Genomic DNA, 17974 nt, shown 5'->3' with positions numbered 1-17974 from the left:
GGAGCAGTCTCACCGGCCGTCGGGTCTGTCCTGGACGGCGAGGTCGGGGTGATCCTTGAGCTGCCTGCGTGAGTTGATGCCGAGCTTGCGGAAGATGTTGCGCAGGTGGGCGTCCACGGTGCGTTTGCTGATGTAGAGCTGGACGGCGACCTCGTTCGAGGTGGCGCCCGAGGCCACGAGGCGGGCGACGGCGACCTCCTGCATGGACAGCTTCCCGTACGTTCGCCCGGACCGGGCCGGGACCTTCTCGCCGGTGGCGCGCAGTTCGTCGGCGGCCCGCCGGGCGAATGCCTCCGCTCCGGCTCCGGACAGCAGCTCGTGGGCGGTGCGCAGGTGCTCGCGGCAGTCACGCCGTCGCCCTTCGCGCCGCAGCCATTCCCCGTACAGCAGGTGCGCCCGGGCCAGGTAGGGGATCAGCGGGCCCTCGGCGAGCAGGTCGACGGCTTCCCGGTAGTGATCCTCGATGCCGGTCACCAGCCCTCGTGAGTAGGCCGCGACTCCCCGGCCGGTGATGGTTCCGCCGGCCTGTGTGCGCTCGGTGAGGGAGTCCAGTGCCTGCGCTGCGGTGAGGTGGTCGTCGCAACGGACCGCGGCTTCGATCAGCTCCGGCAGGGCCGCTCCGGTGAGGAACAGGTCACCGTGCTCGGTGGCCTTACGGGCCGCGGCCAGCGCGGCCGGGTAGTCGGCCAGCCCGTTGTGAAGCATGGCTGTGGTCCAGTGCAGGTTCGTGACCTGCCCGGGCCATCCGGCGGTCGGTGCCGCGGTGGCCGCCTCGCACAGCTCGAGAGCCTCGTCGCGGCGGCCACGCAGCGCGGCGAGATGCAGCCGGTGATGGAGCAGCGGGGGAGCGCCGGTCGCGTCGGCGATCGCCGCCTCCTCCGCGGTGGTGGCGATCGCCTGCCCGATGTCGCCGATCAGGATGGCCTCGACCGCCTTCTGCGCGAGGCCGAGCCTGAGCAGCAGCGGCGAGCCCGACGTCCGGCCCGCCTTCACCAGCCATGCGGCGATGGCGGCCAGGGTGTCCGGGTCCCACAGCTCGACGGCGATCATCGTGGCGAGCGCGGGACGGCGCGTCCAGAACCGCTCGCCTCTGTCGTAGAGGGCGTGGCGAAGCAGCGGAACTGCGGCCTCGTACCCGTCGGTGGCCAGCACGATCAAGGCGTCAAGGGCGTCCGGCGAGCTCGGCGCCGGCGCCGTGGACCGGGCCGCGGTGAGGACCCGATCGATGACGACACCGCCGCGGCCGACGGACAGGCTCATCTCGACGGCATCGAGGAAACAGTCACGTGCCCGGTCCGGATCCAGACTCGCCAGCCGTTGGGCGGCACGCACCATCAGCATCGGTCCGGAGCCGTCGCCGTGCCGGGTGAAGGCGATCCGGCCCTGCAGCAGGTCGACGTCAGCGTGCTGGAACTCGTCCAGCGGGGTGGTCTCAAGGATCGCGAGCAGGCTCGCCGCCTTGCCGGACGCCCCCGCGTCGAAGCTGGCCTGGGCGGCGCGCAGAGTTCGTACGATCCGGCGTTCTGGATCCAGCGACAGCGCCACAGAGCGCTCGAGGAAGGCCGCCGCGGCTGCCACGCCCCCGCGTCCCTGAGCACGCGTCGCGCACCGTTCCAGCTCGTCGGCGACGTCGTCATCGGGGCCGGGGCTTGCCTGGGCGCGGTGCCAGGCCCGGCGGTCCGGCGCCGCGATCGGGTCGGTGACCGCCGCCAGCGCCTCGTGCGCCGCGCGGCGTTCGCCGGCGTCGGCGGCGCGGTAGACCGCCGAACGTGCCAACGGGTGACAGAAGCGGATGCGGGCACCGAACTCGACCAGTCCCGTCGCGTCCGCCTCCGCGCTGGCCGGTGTCACATCGAGGTTCAGTTCACCGGCGGCCGGCCAGAGCAGGCCAGGGTCGCCGGTCGGGTCGGCGCTCGCCACGATCAGCAGCAGCCTGGCCTCGGCGGACAGACCGGCCAGTCGGGCTTGGAAGCCGTACTCGATCCGGGTCGGCACCGAGGACCCGTCAGGCGGGACGAAGCCACCGGCGCGGGGCAGCTCCAGCAGTGCCAACGGGTTCCCGTGGGCCTCGGCGACGAGCCGGTCCCGGACCTGATCGTCGAGGGGGAACGGGCTTCGCGTCGTCAGCAGAACCTTGGCGTCCTCGTCGCTCAGACCGCGGACGGCCAGCTGAGGCAGCTCGCCGAATCCATGCGCCGCGTACGTCGGCCGCACCGCGAAGATCATCGCTGCGGGGTCGGCGGCGACCCGGCGGGCGAGGAAGGCCATCGCCCTCGCCGACGCGGTATCGACCCACTGCGCGTCATCGATCAAGCACAACAGGGGCCGCTCCCGGGCCGCCGCTGTCACCAGCCCCAGCGCCGCCAGACCGATCCGGAACGGGTCGGGCGTGCCCTCGGCCAGCCCGAAGGCCACCCGCAGGGCGTCGCGATGCCGGTCCGGCAGCTCGACGAGGTGCTTCAGCATCGGCACACACAGCTGGTGCAGCGCGGAGTACGGCAGTTCCTGCTCGAACTCCGACCCGGACGTCCGGACCACCCGGAACCCGGGCGCCGCATTTCGGGCGTATTCCAGCAGGGCACTCTTGCCGATGCCCGCCTCGCCTTCCAGCACCAGCGCGCCACCCTGTCCCGTACGAGCAGCGCCGGTCAGTTCGTCGACGCGCTGCTGTAACTCGTGCCTGCCGACGAGCACATCGGTTGTGAGCGCAGGCGTCCGCATAACGGGAACCGTAGGTGATCGCCGCTTACCGGGCACGGGCTTCCGTCAGGAGCGCGGTCAACTTCTCGCCGCATGCCGTTCCGTTCGTGCGGCATCCCGCCCAGCCGGCCACTCGACACTTCCTCAAGCGTGGCGTGTCAAAGGAGCCAGTTGTCCGGCTGCTGTAGCGGCACCGCGGCCGGCAAAGGGGTGGCTGCGTCGGGAGCCAGGGCGTCGAGGATGAGTGAGAGGTAGCGCCGCCAGCCGTCGCTGTGGGGGTCCATGGTCCACATCAGTCCCACGAGCATGACCATGATGCGGGGCATGTCATCGGGTACGAGATCGGCGCGGATGAGGCCGGCCTCCTGGGCCCGGCGGGCCAGCAGGGTGAGTGACTCGAAGGAGCGGGTTCCGGCTTCGCGGGTGATGGCGCCGGAGTCCCTCGCGGCGGCCACGGTGTTGTGTTCGCGGGCCGCGACGGACAGCGTCGCCTCGAGCACGGTGATCAGGCCATGCTTGGGGTCGTCGTCGCTCATGGCCTGCTCGATGGCGGGAGCGATGTCCTCGGTGAAGCTCTGGTCGAGAGCGTTCCGGGCGAGCACCGCCTTGTCCGGGAATCGGCGGTAGAGGGTGGCGATGCCTACCCCCGCGCGGCGGGCGATCTCCTCGAGGGGTGCGTCAGGCCCTTGTTCGGCCCAGACCTGCCGGGCGGCTCGAAGCAGCTTCTCGCTGTTGCGTATGGCGTCGGCACGCAGCGGCCGTGAGCTGTCGGTGGTCACCGGACAAGGATAGCAACCGATAGTTGGCTATCGATTGTTGTTGACTTCCTTTGGCGCGATAAGTAATAGTTGGCTATCAATTACCGGCCGCTGTCTGCCGTTTCCTGCTGCGAGGAGCGCGCCGCCGGAGCTCAACCAAGGAGAGTCAGATGAAGGTGGCAGTCGAGGCCGACAAGTGTGTGGCCGCCGGGCAGTGCGTGCTGATCGCGCCCGAGGTGTTCGACCAGCGCGACGAGGACGGCATCGTGGTGCTGCTGGACGAGACGCCCGCACCTGAGGTGCACGGCGCGGTCCGCGAGTCGGCCGCGGTCTGCCCCGCGGCCGCCATCCATCTGGCCGAGTCGTGAACCGGATAGTGATCGTCGGTGGGTCCGCGGGCGGGCTGGCCACCGCGGAGGCGCTACGCAGGGCCGGGTACGGGGGAGCGATCACGTTCATCGGCCAGGAGCCGCATCTGCCCTACGACCGCCCGCCCCTGTCGAAACAGGTCTTGACCGGCGAGTGGGAGCCGGACCGGCTCGCCCTGCGCGGCAAGGCGGAGATCGACGCGCTGGGCCTGGACCTGCGTCTGGGCGTGCCCGCGATCGCGCTGGACCTGAGCGGCGGGAGCGTGGCGCTGGCCGACGGTGCCGAGGTGCCCTACGACGCTCTGGTCATCGCGACCGGAGTGCGTCCCCGGCAGCTTCCGGGCAGCGAGGTGGTGGCGGGTGTGCACACGCTGCGCACCCTGGACGACGCCGTGGCGCTGAAGGCGCGGCTGCTTCCGGGGCGGCGACTGGTGATCGTCGGTGCCGGGTTCGTGGGCGCCGAAGTCGCCGCCGTCGCCGGCGGGCTGGGTGTGCAGGTGACGCTGCTGGAGGCGGGCCCGCTTCCGCTGGCGCAGGCCATCGGCGAGCAGGCCGGCCACGTGCTGGCCCAGACCCACCGCGACCACGGCGTCGAGCTGCGCACGCACGCCGCCGTCGCCGAGATCGTCAGCGCCGGTGGGACGGTCACGGGGGTACGGCTGGCCGATGAGACGGTCCTGCGGGCGGACGACGTGCTGGTGGCCATCGGCTCGGTGCCGAACACCGCATGGCTGCACGGCAGCGGGCTGCCCCTGGGCGACGGGCTGGTGTGTGACGAGTTCAGCGCCGCCGCCCCCGGCGTGTACGGGGTCGGGGACGTGGCCCGCTGGCACAACCCGCTGTTCGGCACGGCGATGCGCATCGAGCACCGCACAAATGCGGCCGAGCAGGGCCTGGCCGTCGCCCATAACCTGCTCCATCCTCAGGAGCGGCGGCCGTTCGCGCCGGTGCCGTACTTCTGGTCCGACCAGTACGGCATGAAGATCCAGGCCTACGGTCACCTGCGCGACCACGACGAAGCACTCGTCCTGGACGGCGGCGTCTCCCAACGGCGTCTCCTGATCGCCTACCGCACCGGCGACCGGCTGGCCGGAGTGCTCGCCGCCGGCCTGTCACCCAGGATCCTGCGCGCCTGGCGCGCCCTCATCGCGGCCCGGACCCCATGGGCCACCGCCATCGCCGGCGCGACAGCCGCGTAACTCGCACCGTGGCATCGCCCACGCCGGCACGACAGCCGCGTGACTCCCGCCGTGGCGTCGCCCACGCCGACACGACAGCCGCGTGACTCGCACCGTGGCATCGCCGACCCCGCACACGACACCCTTCTGGAGTTTTGCATGAGCATCACGACCGACACCCACGACAACGCCGGCCTTCCGGTCTTCCCCGGCATACGCTCTCAGCGCTGCCCCCTGGACCCGCCCGCCGAATACGCCGGCTGGCGCCAGGCCGACGGCCTGCAGCACGTCCGGATGTGGAACGGCCACACCGCCTGGGTGGTGACCCGGTACGAGGACGTCCGCGCGGTCTTGAGCGACCCGCGCCTCAGCGCCGACGCCCAGCGCTACCCGTCCGTGCTCCCGCACACGCAGGTCCCGGCGTTCCCTCGGATGGACGACCCCGACCACGCCCGGCTGCGCCGCATGCTCACCGCCGACTTCACGGTCAAGCGCGTGGAGGCGATGCGTCCGCAGATCCACGAGATGGCCGAGCGGTTCCTCGACGAGATGATCGGCAAGGGGCAGCCGGCGGACCTGGTTCGCGAATACGCGCTGCCTCTCCCGTCTTTGGTGATCTCGCTCCTGCTCGGAGTGCCGTACGACGACCACGAGTTCTTCCAGCAGCACAGCGCCACCATGAACCACGCCGACGCCTCGCCCCAGGACAAGGCGCAGGCCAGCGGGGCGCTGTTCGGCTACCTGCTCGGCCTGGTGGAGCAGAAAGAACGCGAGCCGGGAGACGACCTCATCAGCCGCCTGCTCACCGAGCGGGTCGCCACGGGCGAGCTCAGCCGCGAAGAAGCCGCCATGAACGGCATGATCCTGCTGTTCGCCGGGCACGAGACCACGGCCAACATGATCGGCCTGGGCACGCTGGCGCTGCTGCAGCATCCGGATCAGGCCGCCCGGATCCGCGACACCGACGACCCCGCCGTGGTGGCGAACGCCGTCGAGGAACTGCTGCGTTATCTGTCCATCGCCCAGGACATGATCGTACGGGTGGCCACCGAGGACCTCACCATCGGCGGGCAACTCGTCCGGGCCGGCGAAGCGGTGACCGTCAACCTGCCCGCCGCCAACCGGGACACGGCGTTCCTCGACCAGCCCGACACCGTGGACCTCGGCCGCAACACCCGCGGGCATCTGGCCTTCGGCTACGGCATCCACCAGTGCCTCGGGCAGAACCTGGCGCGCGTGGAACTGCAGGTCGCGCTGCCCGCACTGCTGCGCAGGCTGCCGGGGCTGCGCCTGGCCGTGCCGTTGGAGGACGTGAAGTTCCGGCATGACATGTCCGCCTACGGCGTCCACGAACTGCCGGTCGCCTGGTGACAACCCCGCTACCTGAAAGAAGTCAGAACCGATGGATGCACTGAACGGCAAGGCCGTGGTCGTGACGGACGCGGGCACAGCCCTGGGACGAGCCATCGCCATCCGGGCTGCGGAAGCAGGAGGCGGAGTCGTGGCGAACAGGCTCGCGCCCGGCGCCGCCGCGCACATCGAAGAGGATGGCGGGACGCTGGTCTCCGCTGACGAGGATGTCACGACGACGCCGGGGGCGGAACGGCTCATTCAGGCGGCCGTGGATCGCCTGGGCGGCGTGGATCTGCTGGTGAACACGTCCCGCCCCATTCACGATGTGCCCTTGGCCGGCATGCTGGAGGAGGACTGGGACGCCGTCGTCAACGGCCACCTTCGCGCGCTCTTCACCTGTAGCAGAGCGGCGACCGCGCTCATGTGCGAGAAGAGGGCCGGTCGCATCGTGAACGTGGCCTCCGAGGAGGGCCTCCAGGGGGTCGGCGGGCAGGCGAATTTCGTGGCGGCGCAGGCCGGAATCGCCGGATTCACCCGCGTGGTCTGCCGAGACGTCGGCAGGTACGGGGTGACGGTCAACATGATCGTGACGCCTCGGCACCCGCAACCCGCAGACGAGGAGACGGCCGCGACACTGGCGATATACCTCGGCGGCGACAAGGCGGCCGACATCAACGGCCGGCATTTCCAGGTCAAGGGCCGGACCATCTCCGTCCTGACCCACCCCGTTCCGGGGGATGCGCTCTTCCATCCGGGGATGTGGTCGTCGCAGGAGATGTCACAACTGATGCCGACGCTGGCAAGAGCGTGACCGCGGAGCGGCGATCCAGAAGGAGCGAATAGAATGGGCGACCTGCTCAAAGGAAAAGTAGCCGCGGTGACCGGTGCCGGACGTGGCATCGGCCGGTCGGTCGCGATAGGGCTGGCCGGCGAAGGCGCAAGTGTCGTCGTGAACGACCTCGGAGTCGACCCCGAGGGTGCGGGAATGGATGACGGTCCCGCCAGTCAGGTTGTCCAGGAAATCCTGGGGCGGGGCGGGACCGCGGTACCGGACACCGGCGACATCGCCACGATGGACGGGGGACAGGCCCTCGTGAAGACGGCCGTGGACAACTTCGGCCGCCTCGACATCCTCGTCAACGTCGCGGGCATCTTCCGCCACAACATGATTTTCGACATGCCGGAGAAGGATTGGGATGCCGTCCTCGACGTGCACCTGAAAGGGCATTTCGCCTGTATCCAAGCGGCGCTTCCCTACATGCGAGAGCAGGGATTCGGCCGGATCATCAATTTCTCATCCGGGGTGGCGACGCATGGGCGTGCCGCAGCGGCCAACTACGGCGCGGCCAAAGGCGCCATCATCGGTCTCACCCGAGCCCTCGCCCGGGAGGCGGCGGAGTACGGCATCACGTCCAACGCCATAGCGCCTGCCGCCGAGACGCGGGTGACCCTCGGCTACGGTCGCCGCGTCAACGAAATGCGCGACAAGTCCGGGGCCGAGCAGACCGGCGGCAAAGCCCACTCCTTGCCCGACCCGGAATTCATCGTGCCGGCCATCACCTACCTTTGCACGGACGAAGCGGCCCGGATCAACGGAGAGGTGTTCCACCTGATGGGCGGCCTCGTACAACGCGCCTTCCCGGAACGGCCCTACCGTTCCATCACAAAGGGCGATGCCTGGACATCGGCTGACCTGGAGAAGGCGCTTCAGCCCGGCCTGCTCTCCGACATACAGAACCCGGCCCCCGCCATGCCCGCCACCGTTCAGGAAGCGGTGTCGGTTCGTATGCTGTCCCGCTCGGAAACACGGTTTCGTGCTGTGAACTGGGATACCCAATATTCGAGCGGTACATGATCCCAACCGGCCCGGGCTGGCCGCTCGCCGCCCTCACCCCTTCGCGCAACCGGACGAAGGGCTCTGCGCTGGTAATGATTCGAGTTATTGAGCCCCACAGCATCCGGCTCGACATGACTGAGATCTTGGAAGGACGGCTGATCGCGGAAAGTGGGCCAGACCCAAAGGCAACCCGCGTCCTGCCGGAAGATCGGCAACGGCGTGGTGCGGTCCCCACAGTTCAGGAGCACCCTTCGGGAGCCGGCAGGGACGACGGCAGCTTGAACCCCGACTTGCCGAACCACTTGCGCAGCAGCCGCGTGGCCGTGCCGTCGTGCCACATCGCGGAGATCGCCTGGTTGACGGCCTCGCAGGTGGCGGTGTCGCCCTTCTTGATGCCGACTCCCCACTTCTCGCTGCTGACGGGGTCGTTCAGCAGCCTGAAGCGGCCCGGCTCCTGCTCGGCGAACCCCGCCAGAATCAGGTCCAGGGTGCTGATCGCATCGAGCCGGCCGTCGGCGAGCTTGCGTACGCAGTCGGAGTAGTTGGCCGCAGGCACCAGCTGCATGGGGAGGTTCAGCTTGCCGTTGGGCGGGGGATCGACGATCCGGCGGTAGGAGTTCGAGCCCTCCGCCAGGCAGAGCCGCTTGCCCCGCAGGTCGGTCACCTTCTTGATGCTGGTGTCGCTCGCGCGGACCATCGTGTCCTGCGGGGTGACGATATAGGGCCCGCCGAACGTCACCATGGACCGGCGCGAAGGGGCGATGCTGTAGGTGGCGACGATGAGGTCCACGCTGCCGTTCTGGAGCAGGGCCTCGCGGGCCGACGAGGCCGACTCCCGCCACGTGATCTGCACCCGCCGGCCCTGGGCGATGTGGTCGACGATGTACTTGGCCACGTCCGCGTCGAAGCCCTCGGGAGGGCCCTCCCCGGTCTTCAGACCCAGGCTCGGCTGGTCCCACTTGGTGCCGACGACGACCCGGCCGGCGTTCCTGATCTTGCCCACGACGGTTGTGTACGAGCCCGCGCCGCCGCACGCGGCGAGCAACGCCGCCACCGCCAACCCCGCGAGCGCCACCCCACGCATGGACACAGTCTGGGGGCTGGGCAAAAGATACGGACCGGCCTTGGGGCGGTTTCAACAGAGAAATGGGGCCTTCTTGGAGATTTGCGGACGTACGGGCGCCACAGCGCCCGTACGTCCGGTCACTCCACGGAACGGTCCGGGCCCAGCCCGGCGTCCCCGGTGTCCTCAGTGGGCAGCCGAGGTCGGCGAAGACATCCAGAATCTGCCGGTAGGCGGGGTGGTCGAGGACCACGGGAGGCGGTGGGGCCGGTGTGATCATGGTGCTGTTTCGGCGTAGGTGTGCCATCGCCAATGACAGAGACGGGTGCGGTACTGGTGCCGTCGCCGCCGGATGGACCAGGCCAGGCGGTGTTCGCGGGCCGTCGTGGGTCAGGAATGACAATGCCGCGAAGTTGGCGGAGCAGTTCGGGGATGGCGCTGGCGACCAGGCCGAGGTGTTCAACGAGGGGGCCGTCGAGCTGGCGTTGGCAGGCGGTGGCCACCTGGATCAGGCGGGCCAGCGGCGCCGGGCCTGGGCTCCAGCAGCGGTAGAAGGAGGTCTGGCCGGTTGGCGGCGGATAAGCAGGGCGGCGTGCCCGGGGTCATGTCTGTCGGGGGTGTCATCGGGCTGGACGGCCGGCATCGCCCAGTCGGTGCCGCTGCCGGTGCGCAGCCGCATCCACGCGTTGGCGGGGATGAGCCCGGCAGCATCCTTGACGGTCACGGTCCGCCCGGCGTGGGTGGCCACCGTGGTGCTGGAGTGGACCGCCGGCACATAGCCCAGGCCCAGGGCGCGGATGCGGGTGCGCAGCTCCCGCCCGCCGTAGACCTCGTCCCCGGTGACGAAGGCGGCGCGCACTCCGGCCGCGTGCGCGCCTTCCAGCAAGGCGGCGGCGAGTTGGGGCTCGGTGGCGAAGGTGACCTCGTCCGCGATGTGGGCCAGGTGTTGCGCGACGTTCGTCGTGTCCATGACGGCGTCATCGATGCTGGGGTTGGTGGACATGCGAAAGTCTCGCCCCAGTGGGTGTGAGGCGAGGCCGTCAGGGACACGCTGTCGCGGAGGCGCTCACTCGGTAGAGATCACCTCGGTGATGGCGGAGCGCGCGGCGCTTTCGTCGACGATGGCCTTGCCGGCGGCGAAGGTGGCCAACAGGGCCTGAATGGCGAGGTTCGTTGACGGTGCGGTGTTTCCCTCTGGCGGATTCGTGGATGAGGTTTATCGCGTCGTCGGAGAAGAGGGGATCTTGGCGGCCTGCGAGTTGCAGGTGGTGGCGGATCGCCTTGGGGTCACGCCCGCCGGCATCCGCGGTCGCCGACGTACTCGATGGCGGGCGCGCCATGCGGCCGCCTGTTGCGCCCGTGCCGCACGGTAGTCGTGCGGGCCGCAGTTGCGTGCGATCTCGCGGCCGGTATGCCTTCGGCGCGTAGCTCGTTGCGACACGATGCTGAGAGATTGTTGCATTTGCGCTCACTGTGACTGCGCCAATAATTCTCGCTTGACCTGCGACAAGGAAGTTTCCAACTTGCCGAATCAGTAAACGCATCCGTAATTTCCCTGATGCGTGAACGATCGCCGTTCACGCGGAGGGATTCTGACATGACCCAGCCACATCCCGCGCCCACGTTGCCTGTAGAACGCACCACGGATCGCCCCTTCGATCCTCCTTCCGGACTGGCACAACTCCGCGAAGAGCGTCCACTGAGCCGGATGACCTATCCCGACGGCCACGACGGCTGGCTGGTGACCAACCACGCCCTGGTCCGCGAGGTGCTGGCCGACAACCGCTTCAGCCACCGACACGAGCTCCTCCACTACCCGATGCCCGGGACGGAGAACAGCGGGGAGCCCCAGCCGGCACGGCCCGGCGGCTTCACCGCGATGGACCCGCCCGAGCACACCCGCTACCGCCGCCTGCTCACCGGCCAATTCACCGTCCGCCGGATGCGCCAGTGGACCAGCCGGATCAAGGAGATCGCGGCCGAGCACCTGGACGCGATGGAGCGGCTAGGCCCGCCGGTAGACCTGGTGGAAGCGTACTCGGGGCCCATCCCCGGCCTGGTGATCTGCGAACTGCTCGGCGTGCCGACAGGAGATCGAACCGACTTCGTACGGACCATGTCCGTCGTGATGCGCCTGGACACCACTCCGGACGGGCGAGCGGTCGCCATGGCCGAGATGCAGGGCTACATGCGCGATCTGGTGCAGACCAAGCGGGCCGCGCCCACCGACGACGTACTCGGCGGTCTGGTCTCCGACAGCGACCTGAGCGACGACGAACTGGCCATCATCGGCAGCCTCCTGACGGGCGCGGGATTCGACACCACCGCGAACATGATCGCCACCGGCGCGTACGCACTGCTGAGCCACCCCGACCAGCTCGCCGCCCTGCGGGCCGAACCTGACCTCATCACCAACGCCGTCGAGGAACTGCTCCGCTATCTGAGCGTCGTCCCCGGCACGGTACGCGCCGCGCTCGAGGACGTCGAGATCGGCGGCCAACTCATCAAGGCAGGCCAGTCGGTGACAGTCTCGGTCCCGGCGGCCAACCGCGACCCGAAACGATTCTCCGACCCCGACACGCTCGACCTGCGCAGGCCGACCGCCGGACATGTCGCCTTCGGCCACGGCATCCACCAGTGCCTGGGCCAGCAGCTCGCCCGGGTCGAAATGCAGGTCGCCATCCCCGCGCTGTTCGACCGCTTCCCCACGCTGCGCCTGGCCGTCCCGCCCGAGGAGATCCCCATGCGCGATGACATGATCATCTACGGCGTGCACAGCCTCCCCGTTGCCTGGGACGGGCAACGGGGACATCGGCCATGAAAGTGGTCGTCGACCAGGTCAGGTGCGTCGGCGCCGGGCAGTGCGCGATCGCCGCGCCCAAGGTGTTCGACCAGTGAGAGGACGACGGCATCGTCGTCCTGCTCAACCCGACGCCCGGCCCCGGACTAAACGAGCGATCATGCGCAGATCTGTTCCGTAGAGAAGATCAGAACAGCAGTCACTGTGAAGGTGTCCTACCTCGGCCGAAGGCGGCTTCGCCAGCGCTTGGACGAGTCTGAGGTCAAGTCGGGCGCGCCCCGCCCGCCAGTCCGGCCCTTCTCTTGGGCTTCTTGGGAGTCTCGCTTACCTGCGAGGTCTGGGCGGCACACGATGGCCCTAGCAAAGCGCCCATTTCGGCCATGGTGTTCGGCCGCTGATGTGCCGGGCGCGCGCCGAAGAGCATGAACTCAGCCATCTTCGCCTGACAAGAGATGATCGAGAACCGAGAAAGCGCAGGTCGGAATGGGTATAGGGTGGTAGGGCGCCCGGGGCTCGAACCCGGAACCTACGGATTAAAAGCCCTTGACCATGCGCATTCTCCATCCATTGGCTGGCCGGGACGCGCGTGATCCATCCGCAGTCTCGGTGGCTCCGATCGCTGATTCGCAGGCCTGGAAATCGCCGGTCACTCGGCCGTGAGGCCCGCGTCGTTGAGTCGCTTGATGAGGCTGGGCTTGCCCTGGTGTCGTTCCCGGAGGTGGGTGAGGCGCTGGGCGAAGGTGCCGGCATGCTCGTCGCGGATGGCCAGGGCGTGAAGGTCGCGCAGGAGTGCGACGGCTTGGTCGTATTCGCGGGGCTTCTTGGTGTCGATGGATGCCTCCACCCGGTCCCATGCCGCTTCGAGGTCCTGGGCGAGCCGGTTCAGATGGAGTTCCCTGGCCTGCCGTCGCTCCTGTTCCCGGCGGGCTTGTTCTTCGGCGTGCCGGGCCGACTTCTGTTGCTCGCGGGCGCGGCGGCGGGCGGCGGCGGTGTCCAGCAGTTCGGCGACTGTCCGCCCCGTCTCCACCTGCTGGTCGGTGGTTTCGCCGCTGAACTCGCGCAGCAGTTCCCCGCGAACCCTCGTGGCGTCATCCTCGACTACCCGCAACAGCAGCGCGTCCTTGCGCTTGGCGGGCAGCGCGCCGATCCAGGCGGCCAGGGCCTTTCGATCGTGCTGTACGGGTTGCGCCGGCCGGCTGGCCTCGGCGGCGGCCGCGAGCAGGTCGTGGTCCAGGCGCAGGAAGTCGGCCAGGGCCCGTTGCGGCGCGCTGAGCGAACCCAGCCCCGACGGGACGGGCGGCTCCAGTTCGTCCTCCGCCTCGTAGTCGAAGGCGTCCTCGTCACGCTCCCATGTCCCGAACGCCGACAGCCAGGCAAGATAGAGCGGACGCAGGTCGCCGGCGGCCAGCTCGGCGCGGATGCCGACGATCGCCGACAGCGAGCGTTCGACGTCGTCTTCCCAGTACTCCTCTTCTGCCTCGCTGGTGAAGTCGAGGATGAGGTGTTCGCCGCTGGTCCAGGCGCTGACCTGGTCGCCTACGCAATAGCGTTCGGCCTGCTTGAGGTTCAGCACGGCCCGGGGGAAGCGCAGCATGACCCGGTGAGTGCCCCAGTTGGCCAGATACAGGTGGGCATCGTAGTAACGCTCCACCATGCGGGACGGGTCCCCGCGGAAGTCGCCCCAGTGGTACTCGTTGGTAAAGCTGGTGGCGGTGATGTGGGCCCGGGTGGACAGGGCGCGGACCTCGGCCTGCTGCCGGTCGCTGAGCGGCCGGTCGATGGCCAGGAACTCGTAGTACTGGTATTCGCTCACGCTCTCACCCGGCCCAGCGCCGGAACGCGTCGATCCATTCGGCTCCGGCCGGTGGCGGGTCGGGCAGCGGCAGGTCGAGGATGCCGATCGCCTGCTTGTGCTTGCCATGGCGGCAGATCGCCACGATGCCGCTCCCGACCAGGAAGTCGATCGCGGTGACGGTGACCTGCAGGCCGAGCACATTCGTCTCGAATGGCACCGCCAGGTGGTCGCCGATCATCACATGGAAACCGGAGAGCTGCTCATCATCGTCGTAGGCGTCCACGATCGCCTGCTCGATCAGCTCATCCAGATGATCGTCAGGGGGGCGGCGAGTCACAGAAGCACACGATACTCCGGCGAGAAACCCTGGTGATCACGCTTGGGCAGAGGGAATGCCGGACCGTCAGGGCTGTGCGGGGGTGATGTCGGTGTGCGGGAAGTCCTCGCCTTTGAAGAGCAGGGGCTGGTCGAGGTCTTTGGCGAGAGCGTAGGCGAAGCAGTCGCCCATGTTGAGCTTGGCCTTGGAGTTGTTGCCCTTGCCGTAGGTCTGGTACGCCCGGCGCGCGATCCTGGCCTGATTGGGTGTAACCGGCTCGATGATGAGGCCCATCTCATCGATGAGCATGTCGAAGGCATTGCGCATGGCCCCACCGCGGTTGTCCGCCACAATGGCCGCTTCGACGTAGTTGACGGCCGAGATACGGCACAGCGGCGGCGATGACGTGGGCGAACTGGGTGGCCTCGGGCTCACCGTTGATGACGGCGATGATGGCGCTGGAATCGATGATCACGCGGGAAGGCCGGTGTCCGGGTCGTACAGGTCATCAATGGAGAGCCGGTCCTGACCCAGGTGGGTTCGCATGTCGGCGGCGATGCTCAGGATGCGTTCGGCTCTGTCGGCGGTTCCGGTGCGGCGTTCAAGCGCATCCAGACGGCGTTCGAGCACTTGAGTGGCGTGCTGGGTTTCCTCGGCCAACCGGATGACCCGGCGGGCAAGGTCATGAATGGGCTCGTGTTCGAGGTTCGCGCTCACCGTCGCTCGACTCCCTCTGTCGCGGCGCCTGTGTCGCACCTTCAGCGTAACTGGTGACCGAGCCTTACTCGCGCCGATAAACAGCATCTGTCCGCGTCGCAAGGTTCTCGTCGAGTCAGGGGTTCTCCTCGGGCGTGGTGCCAGCGGCGGCATGCCAGGCTTCCCAGATCTCGGGACGGAGCCTGCCGCGGCCAGCGACAGGGAATCCTTGTTCGCGAGCCCACGCGCGCACCTGCGACGCGGTCGGCTGCCGGTCGCTTGGCCGTGCGATCTCTGCTGGCCTCCTCGGCAGGGAGGGGCGAAGGGGAGCCTCGGAGGTCGGTGGGCGCTCATCTGAGCCGGATGTTGCGGTGGTGAAGCCGAGGCGGGTGAGGGTGCGGCGCCGCTTGCCGTACATGCGTTCCAACTGTGGGACTCGTGCATCCAGATAGTCGTGGACCTCGACGTCGTGCTTGGCGGCGGCTTCTCGCATGATCCGGCCAACGTGCTGGATCGCCTTCCCTTTGAACGAGATCGGCATCGCGAGGAACAGGGCGTCCAGCCGGGGAAGGTCGAAGCCCTCACCTGTGACCTTGTCGATGGCCAGTAGCGCCAGCGGTCCTGCCTTGATATCGGTCAGGCGGGCACGGACATGATCGCGTTCGATGGTGCTGAGCTGCCCGTGCAGGAGCGTAGCGGCCACGCCCCGGTCTGCCAGGGCAGTGGCCAGGCATTGAAGGTGTTCCATTCGATTGGTCAAGAGCAGGCTGTTTCTACCCCGGCTTGCCGCGTCCGCGACGTCGGCGGCGATCTGGGCGGTCCGGGTGTTGTCTGCGGCCAGTTCGCCGTAGATCGCTTGGAAGGAGGCGCCGTCGTGTCCTATCTCTTCGGTGCTGAAGTCGGTCGCGTGAACGATCAATCGCTGGGCGAACGACACCTCAGCGGTGATCTCGTGCCGGATCGGTCCGCACTGCATCGTGATGAGCGCGTCCATCTGGTCGGCCCGGTACGGCGTCGCCGATAGCCCGATCCAACGTTTCACGGCCACCTGACGGATCGCCGCCTCGGCGGCCGGAGCACCCACTGCGTGACATTCGTCGACGATGACCATGCCGTACTCGTCCAGCAGCGACGGGTCGGCGTCGCGGTGAGCTACGGACTGCAGCATGATCACATCGACCCCGTGCCGCTTGTCTCTGCCCTTGCCCTTGGCGCGCACCTGCGCTCCGTCAAGGTCGAGGAACGTCGTAAGCCGGTCCTTCCATTGGTCGAGCAGTTCGGCGGGGTTGACGATGATCGCAGTTGGTACTTGGTGTCGGGCGATCAGTGCACAGGCCATCACGGTCTTGCCCGCGCCGGGCGGCGCAACCAGGACTCCCGTGAGGTGCTTGGCCATCGCGGTGACCGCTTCGGCCTGTACGTTCGTCAGCTCGCCGGTGAAACGCACCGTGATCGGGTCATGCCCCGAGATCGTGGTGGCGATCTCTATGGCGCGCCCGCTGCCGCAATCAGGTGTTCCGCTTCTTCCGCCAGCCCTCGCGGGAGCCGTAGCCAGTCGGGGTCACTGTCGTCGAAGCAGCGTACGAATCGCGGGGTGGCGAAGGTCGAGTACCGCATCGAAACTGCCGCCGATAGAACTCAGGGTTGTGAAAGGCGGCCAGGTGTTTGAGAGCGGCGATCAGAGGTGCGGGCAGGCCGTCGGTCGAGATCGCCAGCATGGCGCCAAGCCGCGCGTGCACCTGTTGAGGAGCGACACCCAGCGCGCCCTTGCGTGGCTTGGCCGGCAGCCTTCCCGTCGTCGACGGTCCGGCGTCGATCCGGCCGAATTGCTTTACCAGTGCGTCCACCTCGACCGGGCGTAGTCGGCGCACACCGGACAGGAACGCGAACTGATCCTCATATGGCTGCCAGGTTCGCGGGTCGCAGAACAGTGTTGTGCCCTGCTCCCGGCTGCCACCATGCAATGGCAGCGCGATCAGATTCCCGAACCGGAACCGAGCTGCTGCCTTGACCGGGAGCGTTGAAGTTTCCTATGTCCTGCGACATGAGTTTCCTATGCCCTGAACCAGCACACCGCCATTCCCCCTGCCGATGATGTAGTCCGTGCAGGTCAGCTGGCTTGCCTGTCTGGCCCCGTCTATATCTCAGGTCACCGGTCCCTACGAGGCCCCGTAGCAGTGCGCGGGCTTCGTGAGGCTGGTTACGTCCACGCGATCGTGGTCCCGGAGCGGACTACGGCTCGGCGGAGCCGTACGCGCTCACATGAGCCAGAGCGCCACGCCAGCGGCCAGTGCGACGTAACCGCCGAGCGCGTCGATAAGTCTCTTACGCCCGGTCCCGCTGGTCAGCAGCCAACCCGAGGCCGACAGCGCCGCGAACGTGGCCAGCACCAGCCACGGGCTCCACGCCACCAGGAGGCATAGCCCGACCTCTCTGGAGATCGTCGCGAGAGTGGCGAACACGTTCCGGGGGCTCAGGGGCCCGCTGTCCCACCCGGCGGGCTGCCGGAACTGGCGCGGCTCGGCGGATCCTGTCAGGAGCGCGTTGAGCAGCATCGGCTCGCCGAGCGCCCACGTCAGCGTGATGGTCCATAAGCCGATCCAGGCCGCCTCCACCGCCTGCGCGGACGCCCAGGACACGACCGCGAGGCGCAGGAGCTCCCCGATGCCGACGGGGGACGCCAAGAGCGCCGCCGCGATCACTGGCCGCCGCCTGTTGACGGCCACCTCGCCGGCTAAGAAGAGCGGCATAGGCAGCACCGTCGTGCTGACCAGCAGCGCCAGGCCCCATCCCAGCTCGCTCCAGGTCGGCGCGGCGCCCCAGACGCCCAGACCCGCGGCGACCAGAGCGCACAGGAACAACATGGCAAGCATTTCGCGGAAGCGGCGGACGGCCACCTCGCGTCGGATCGGTTCGTCGTCCATCGTCCCTCTGTTCAGATGCCCACCAGTAAGACGATCTCTTTGTGTGGCTGGTTCCTGACTTGCAGTCGTCGCCAGGGGAGCGTACTTGCGCACGCCCGCCCCCATCTGATCCTCCCGTCGCCGTCGTCCCACCCGTCAGGGGAGCCGCGGGTCGGCGGGTGTCGGAGAACACCGTGTGGGTGCCGA

17 protein-coding genes and 1 pseudogene are annotated in these 17974 nt (G+C 68.5%); 7 read left to right on the top strand and 11 right to left on the bottom strand.

Annotated features, from left to right (window positions below):
* Positions 1–9: 9 nt before the first annotated feature.
* Positions 10–2721 carry an AAA family ATPase gene (locus AB0L65_RS48950; protein WP_364261281.1) on the bottom strand — a complete coding sequence of 904 codons (2712 nt, stop codon included), beginning with the start codon at positions 2719–2721 and terminating at the stop codon, positions 10–12.
* A gap of 137 nt (positions 2722–2858) precedes the next feature.
* Positions 2859–3479, bottom strand: coding sequence for a helix-turn-helix domain-containing protein (locus AB0L65_RS48945; RefSeq protein WP_364261278.1), 621 nt, complete (start codon positions 3477–3479; stop codon positions 2859–2861).
* 149 nt (positions 3480–3628) lie between these two features.
* Here AB0L65_RS48945 and AB0L65_RS48940 point away from each other — a divergent pair, with 149 nt between their 5' ends.
* From AB0L65_RS48940 to AB0L65_RS48920, 5 genes are all read left to right on the top strand, one after another.
* Complete coding sequence (locus AB0L65_RS48940) at positions 3629–3826, top strand: ferredoxin (RefSeq protein ID WP_355207470.1); 198 nt, start codon at positions 3629–3631, stop codon at positions 3824–3826.
* Positions 3823–5025, top strand: a complete 1203-nt coding sequence (locus AB0L65_RS48935) for an FAD-dependent oxidoreductase (RefSeq protein WP_364261275.1) — start codon at positions 3823–3825, stop codon at positions 5023–5025. Before AB0L65_RS48940 ends, AB0L65_RS48935 begins: the two co-directional genes overlap by 4 nt.
* Before the next feature lie 138 nt (positions 5026–5163).
* On the top strand, positions 5164–6375 hold the full coding sequence (locus AB0L65_RS48930) for a cytochrome P450 (protein ID WP_364261272.1): 1212 nt from the start codon (positions 5164–5166) through the stop codon (positions 6373–6375).
* 31 nt (positions 6376–6406) lie between these two features.
* Positions 6407–7168, top strand: coding sequence for an SDR family NAD(P)-dependent oxidoreductase (locus tag AB0L65_RS48925; protein ID WP_364261269.1), 762 nt, complete (start codon positions 6407–6409; stop codon positions 7166–7168).
* A gap of 33 nt (positions 7169–7201) precedes the next feature.
* The gene (locus AB0L65_RS48920; RefSeq protein WP_364261266.1) at positions 7202–8212 is read left to right on the top strand and encodes an SDR family NAD(P)-dependent oxidoreductase; all 1011 of its coding nucleotides are present in this window, start codon (positions 7202–7204) and stop codon (positions 8210–8212) included.
* Positions 8213–8432: 220 nt separating this feature from the next.
* Here AB0L65_RS48920 and AB0L65_RS48915 read toward each other — a convergent pair whose 3' ends face one another.
* Together AB0L65_RS48915 and AB0L65_RS48910 are read right to left on the bottom strand one after the other, a co-directional pair.
* Positions 8433–9278, bottom strand: a complete 846-nt coding sequence (locus AB0L65_RS48915) for a glutamate ABC transporter substrate-binding protein (protein WP_364261263.1) — start codon at positions 9276–9278, stop codon at positions 8433–8435.
* Between the two features lie 487 nt (positions 9279–9765).
* On the bottom strand, positions 9766–10260 hold the full coding sequence (locus AB0L65_RS48910) for a transposase (RefSeq protein WP_364261260.1): 495 nt from the start codon (positions 10258–10260) through the stop codon (positions 9766–9768).
* A 594-nt stretch (positions 10261–10854) separates the two neighbouring features.
* On the opposite strand from AB0L65_RS48910, the gene AB0L65_RS48905 reads away from it, so the two are divergent.
* Positions 10855–12078: a cytochrome P450 gene (locus AB0L65_RS48905; protein ID WP_364261257.1), complete on the top strand. Its 1224-nt coding sequence runs from the start codon at positions 10855–10857 to the stop codon at positions 12076–12078.
* Positions 12075–12152 (top strand): annotated as a pseudogene (locus AB0L65_RS48900) (ferredoxin); the annotation flags it as partial. The gene AB0L65_RS48905 and the pseudogene AB0L65_RS48900, both read left to right, overlap by 4 nt.
* 551 nt (positions 12153–12703) lie before the next feature.
* Here AB0L65_RS48900 and AB0L65_RS48895 read toward each other — a convergent pair.
* The 7 genes from AB0L65_RS48895 to AB0L65_RS48865 all read right to left on the bottom strand — a co-directional run bounded on the left by AB0L65_RS48895 (position 12704) and on the right by AB0L65_RS48865 (position 17788).
* Positions 12704–13870 carry a hypothetical protein gene (locus AB0L65_RS48895; protein ID WP_364261254.1) on the bottom strand — a complete coding sequence of 389 codons (1167 nt, stop codon included), beginning with the start codon at positions 13868–13870 and terminating at the stop codon, positions 12704–12706.
* Between the two features lie 4 nt (positions 13871–13874).
* Positions 13875–14189 carry a calcium-binding protein gene (locus tag AB0L65_RS48890; protein ID WP_364261251.1) on the bottom strand — a complete coding sequence of 105 codons (315 nt, stop codon included), beginning with the start codon at positions 14187–14189 and terminating at the stop codon, positions 13875–13877.
* 66 nt (positions 14190–14255) lie between these two features.
* On the bottom strand, positions 14256–14495 hold the full coding sequence (locus AB0L65_RS48885; protein WP_364261248.1) for a type II toxin-antitoxin system VapC family toxin: 240 nt from the start codon (positions 14493–14495) through the stop codon (positions 14256–14258).
* 144 nt (positions 14496–14639) lie between these two features.
* Entirely contained in the window at positions 14640–14885 is a 246-nt protein-coding gene (locus tag AB0L65_RS48880) for a hypothetical protein (RefSeq protein ID WP_364261245.1), read from the bottom strand.
* Positions 14886–15000: 115 nt separating this feature from the next.
* Positions 15001–16311 carry a DEAD/DEAH box helicase family protein gene (locus AB0L65_RS48875; protein WP_364261242.1) on the bottom strand — a complete coding sequence of 437 codons (1311 nt, stop codon included), beginning with the start codon at positions 16309–16311 and terminating at the stop codon, positions 15001–15003.
* 61 nt (positions 16312–16372) lie between these two features.
* Positions 16373–16711: a hypothetical protein gene (locus AB0L65_RS48870; RefSeq protein ID WP_364261239.1), complete on the bottom strand. Its 339-nt coding sequence runs from the start codon at positions 16709–16711 to the stop codon at positions 16373–16375.
* A gap of 411 nt (positions 16712–17122) precedes the next feature.
* Positions 17123–17788 (bottom strand): hypothetical protein, encoded by a 666-nt coding sequence (locus AB0L65_RS48865; protein ID WP_364261236.1) that lies wholly within the window; start codon positions 17786–17788, stop codon positions 17123–17125.
* Positions 17789–17974 lie beyond the last annotated feature (186 nt).

The sequence above is a fragment of the Nonomuraea sp. NPDC052116 genome (assembly GCF_040680035.1).
In the GTDB taxonomy this organism is placed as follows: domain Bacteria; phylum Actinomycetota; class Actinomycetes; order Streptosporangiales; family Streptosporangiaceae; genus Nonomuraea; species Nonomuraea angiospora_A.
This window is presented reverse-complemented; position numbering and strand designations above follow the sequence as displayed.

What these genes read in the sequence shown, in the direction of transcription:
- AB0L65_RS48950 (WP_364261281.1), bottom strand. Translation starts at nt 2,721, where the DNA reads ATGCGGACGCCTGCGCTCACAACCGATGTGCTCGTCGGCAGGCACGAG.
- AB0L65_RS48940 (WP_355207470.1), top strand. Translation starts at nt 3,629, where the DNA reads ATGAAGGTGGCAGTCGAGGCCGACAAGTGTGTGGCCGCCGGGCAGTGC.
- AB0L65_RS48930 (WP_364261272.1), top strand. Translation starts at nt 5,164, where the DNA reads ATGAGCATCACGACCGACACCCACGACAACGCCGGCCTTCCGGTCTTC.
- AB0L65_RS48925 (WP_364261269.1), top strand. Translation starts at nt 6,407, where the DNA reads ATGGATGCACTGAACGGCAAGGCCGTGGTCGTGACGGACGCGGGCACA.
- AB0L65_RS48920 (WP_364261266.1), top strand. Translation starts at nt 7,202, where the DNA reads ATGGGCGACCTGCTCAAAGGAAAAGTAGCCGCGGTGACCGGTGCCGGA.
- AB0L65_RS48915 (WP_364261263.1), bottom strand. Translation starts at nt 9,278, where the DNA reads ATGCGTGGGGTGGCGCTCGCGGGGTTGGCGGTGGCGGCGTTGCTCGCC.
- AB0L65_RS48910 (WP_364261260.1), bottom strand. Translation starts at nt 10,260, where the DNA reads ATGTCCACCAACCCCAGCATCGATGACGCCGTCATGGACACGACGAAC.
- AB0L65_RS48905 (WP_364261257.1), top strand. Translation starts at nt 10,855, where the DNA reads ATGACCCAGCCACATCCCGCGCCCACGTTGCCTGTAGAACGCACCACG.
- AB0L65_RS48885 (WP_364261248.1), bottom strand. Translation starts at nt 14,495, where the DNA reads ATGCGCAATGCCTTCGACATGCTCATCGATGAGATGGGCCTCATCATC.
- AB0L65_RS48865 (WP_364261236.1), bottom strand. Translation starts at nt 17,788, where the DNA reads ATGGACGACGAACCGATCCGACGCGAGGTGGCCGTCCGCCGCTTCCGC.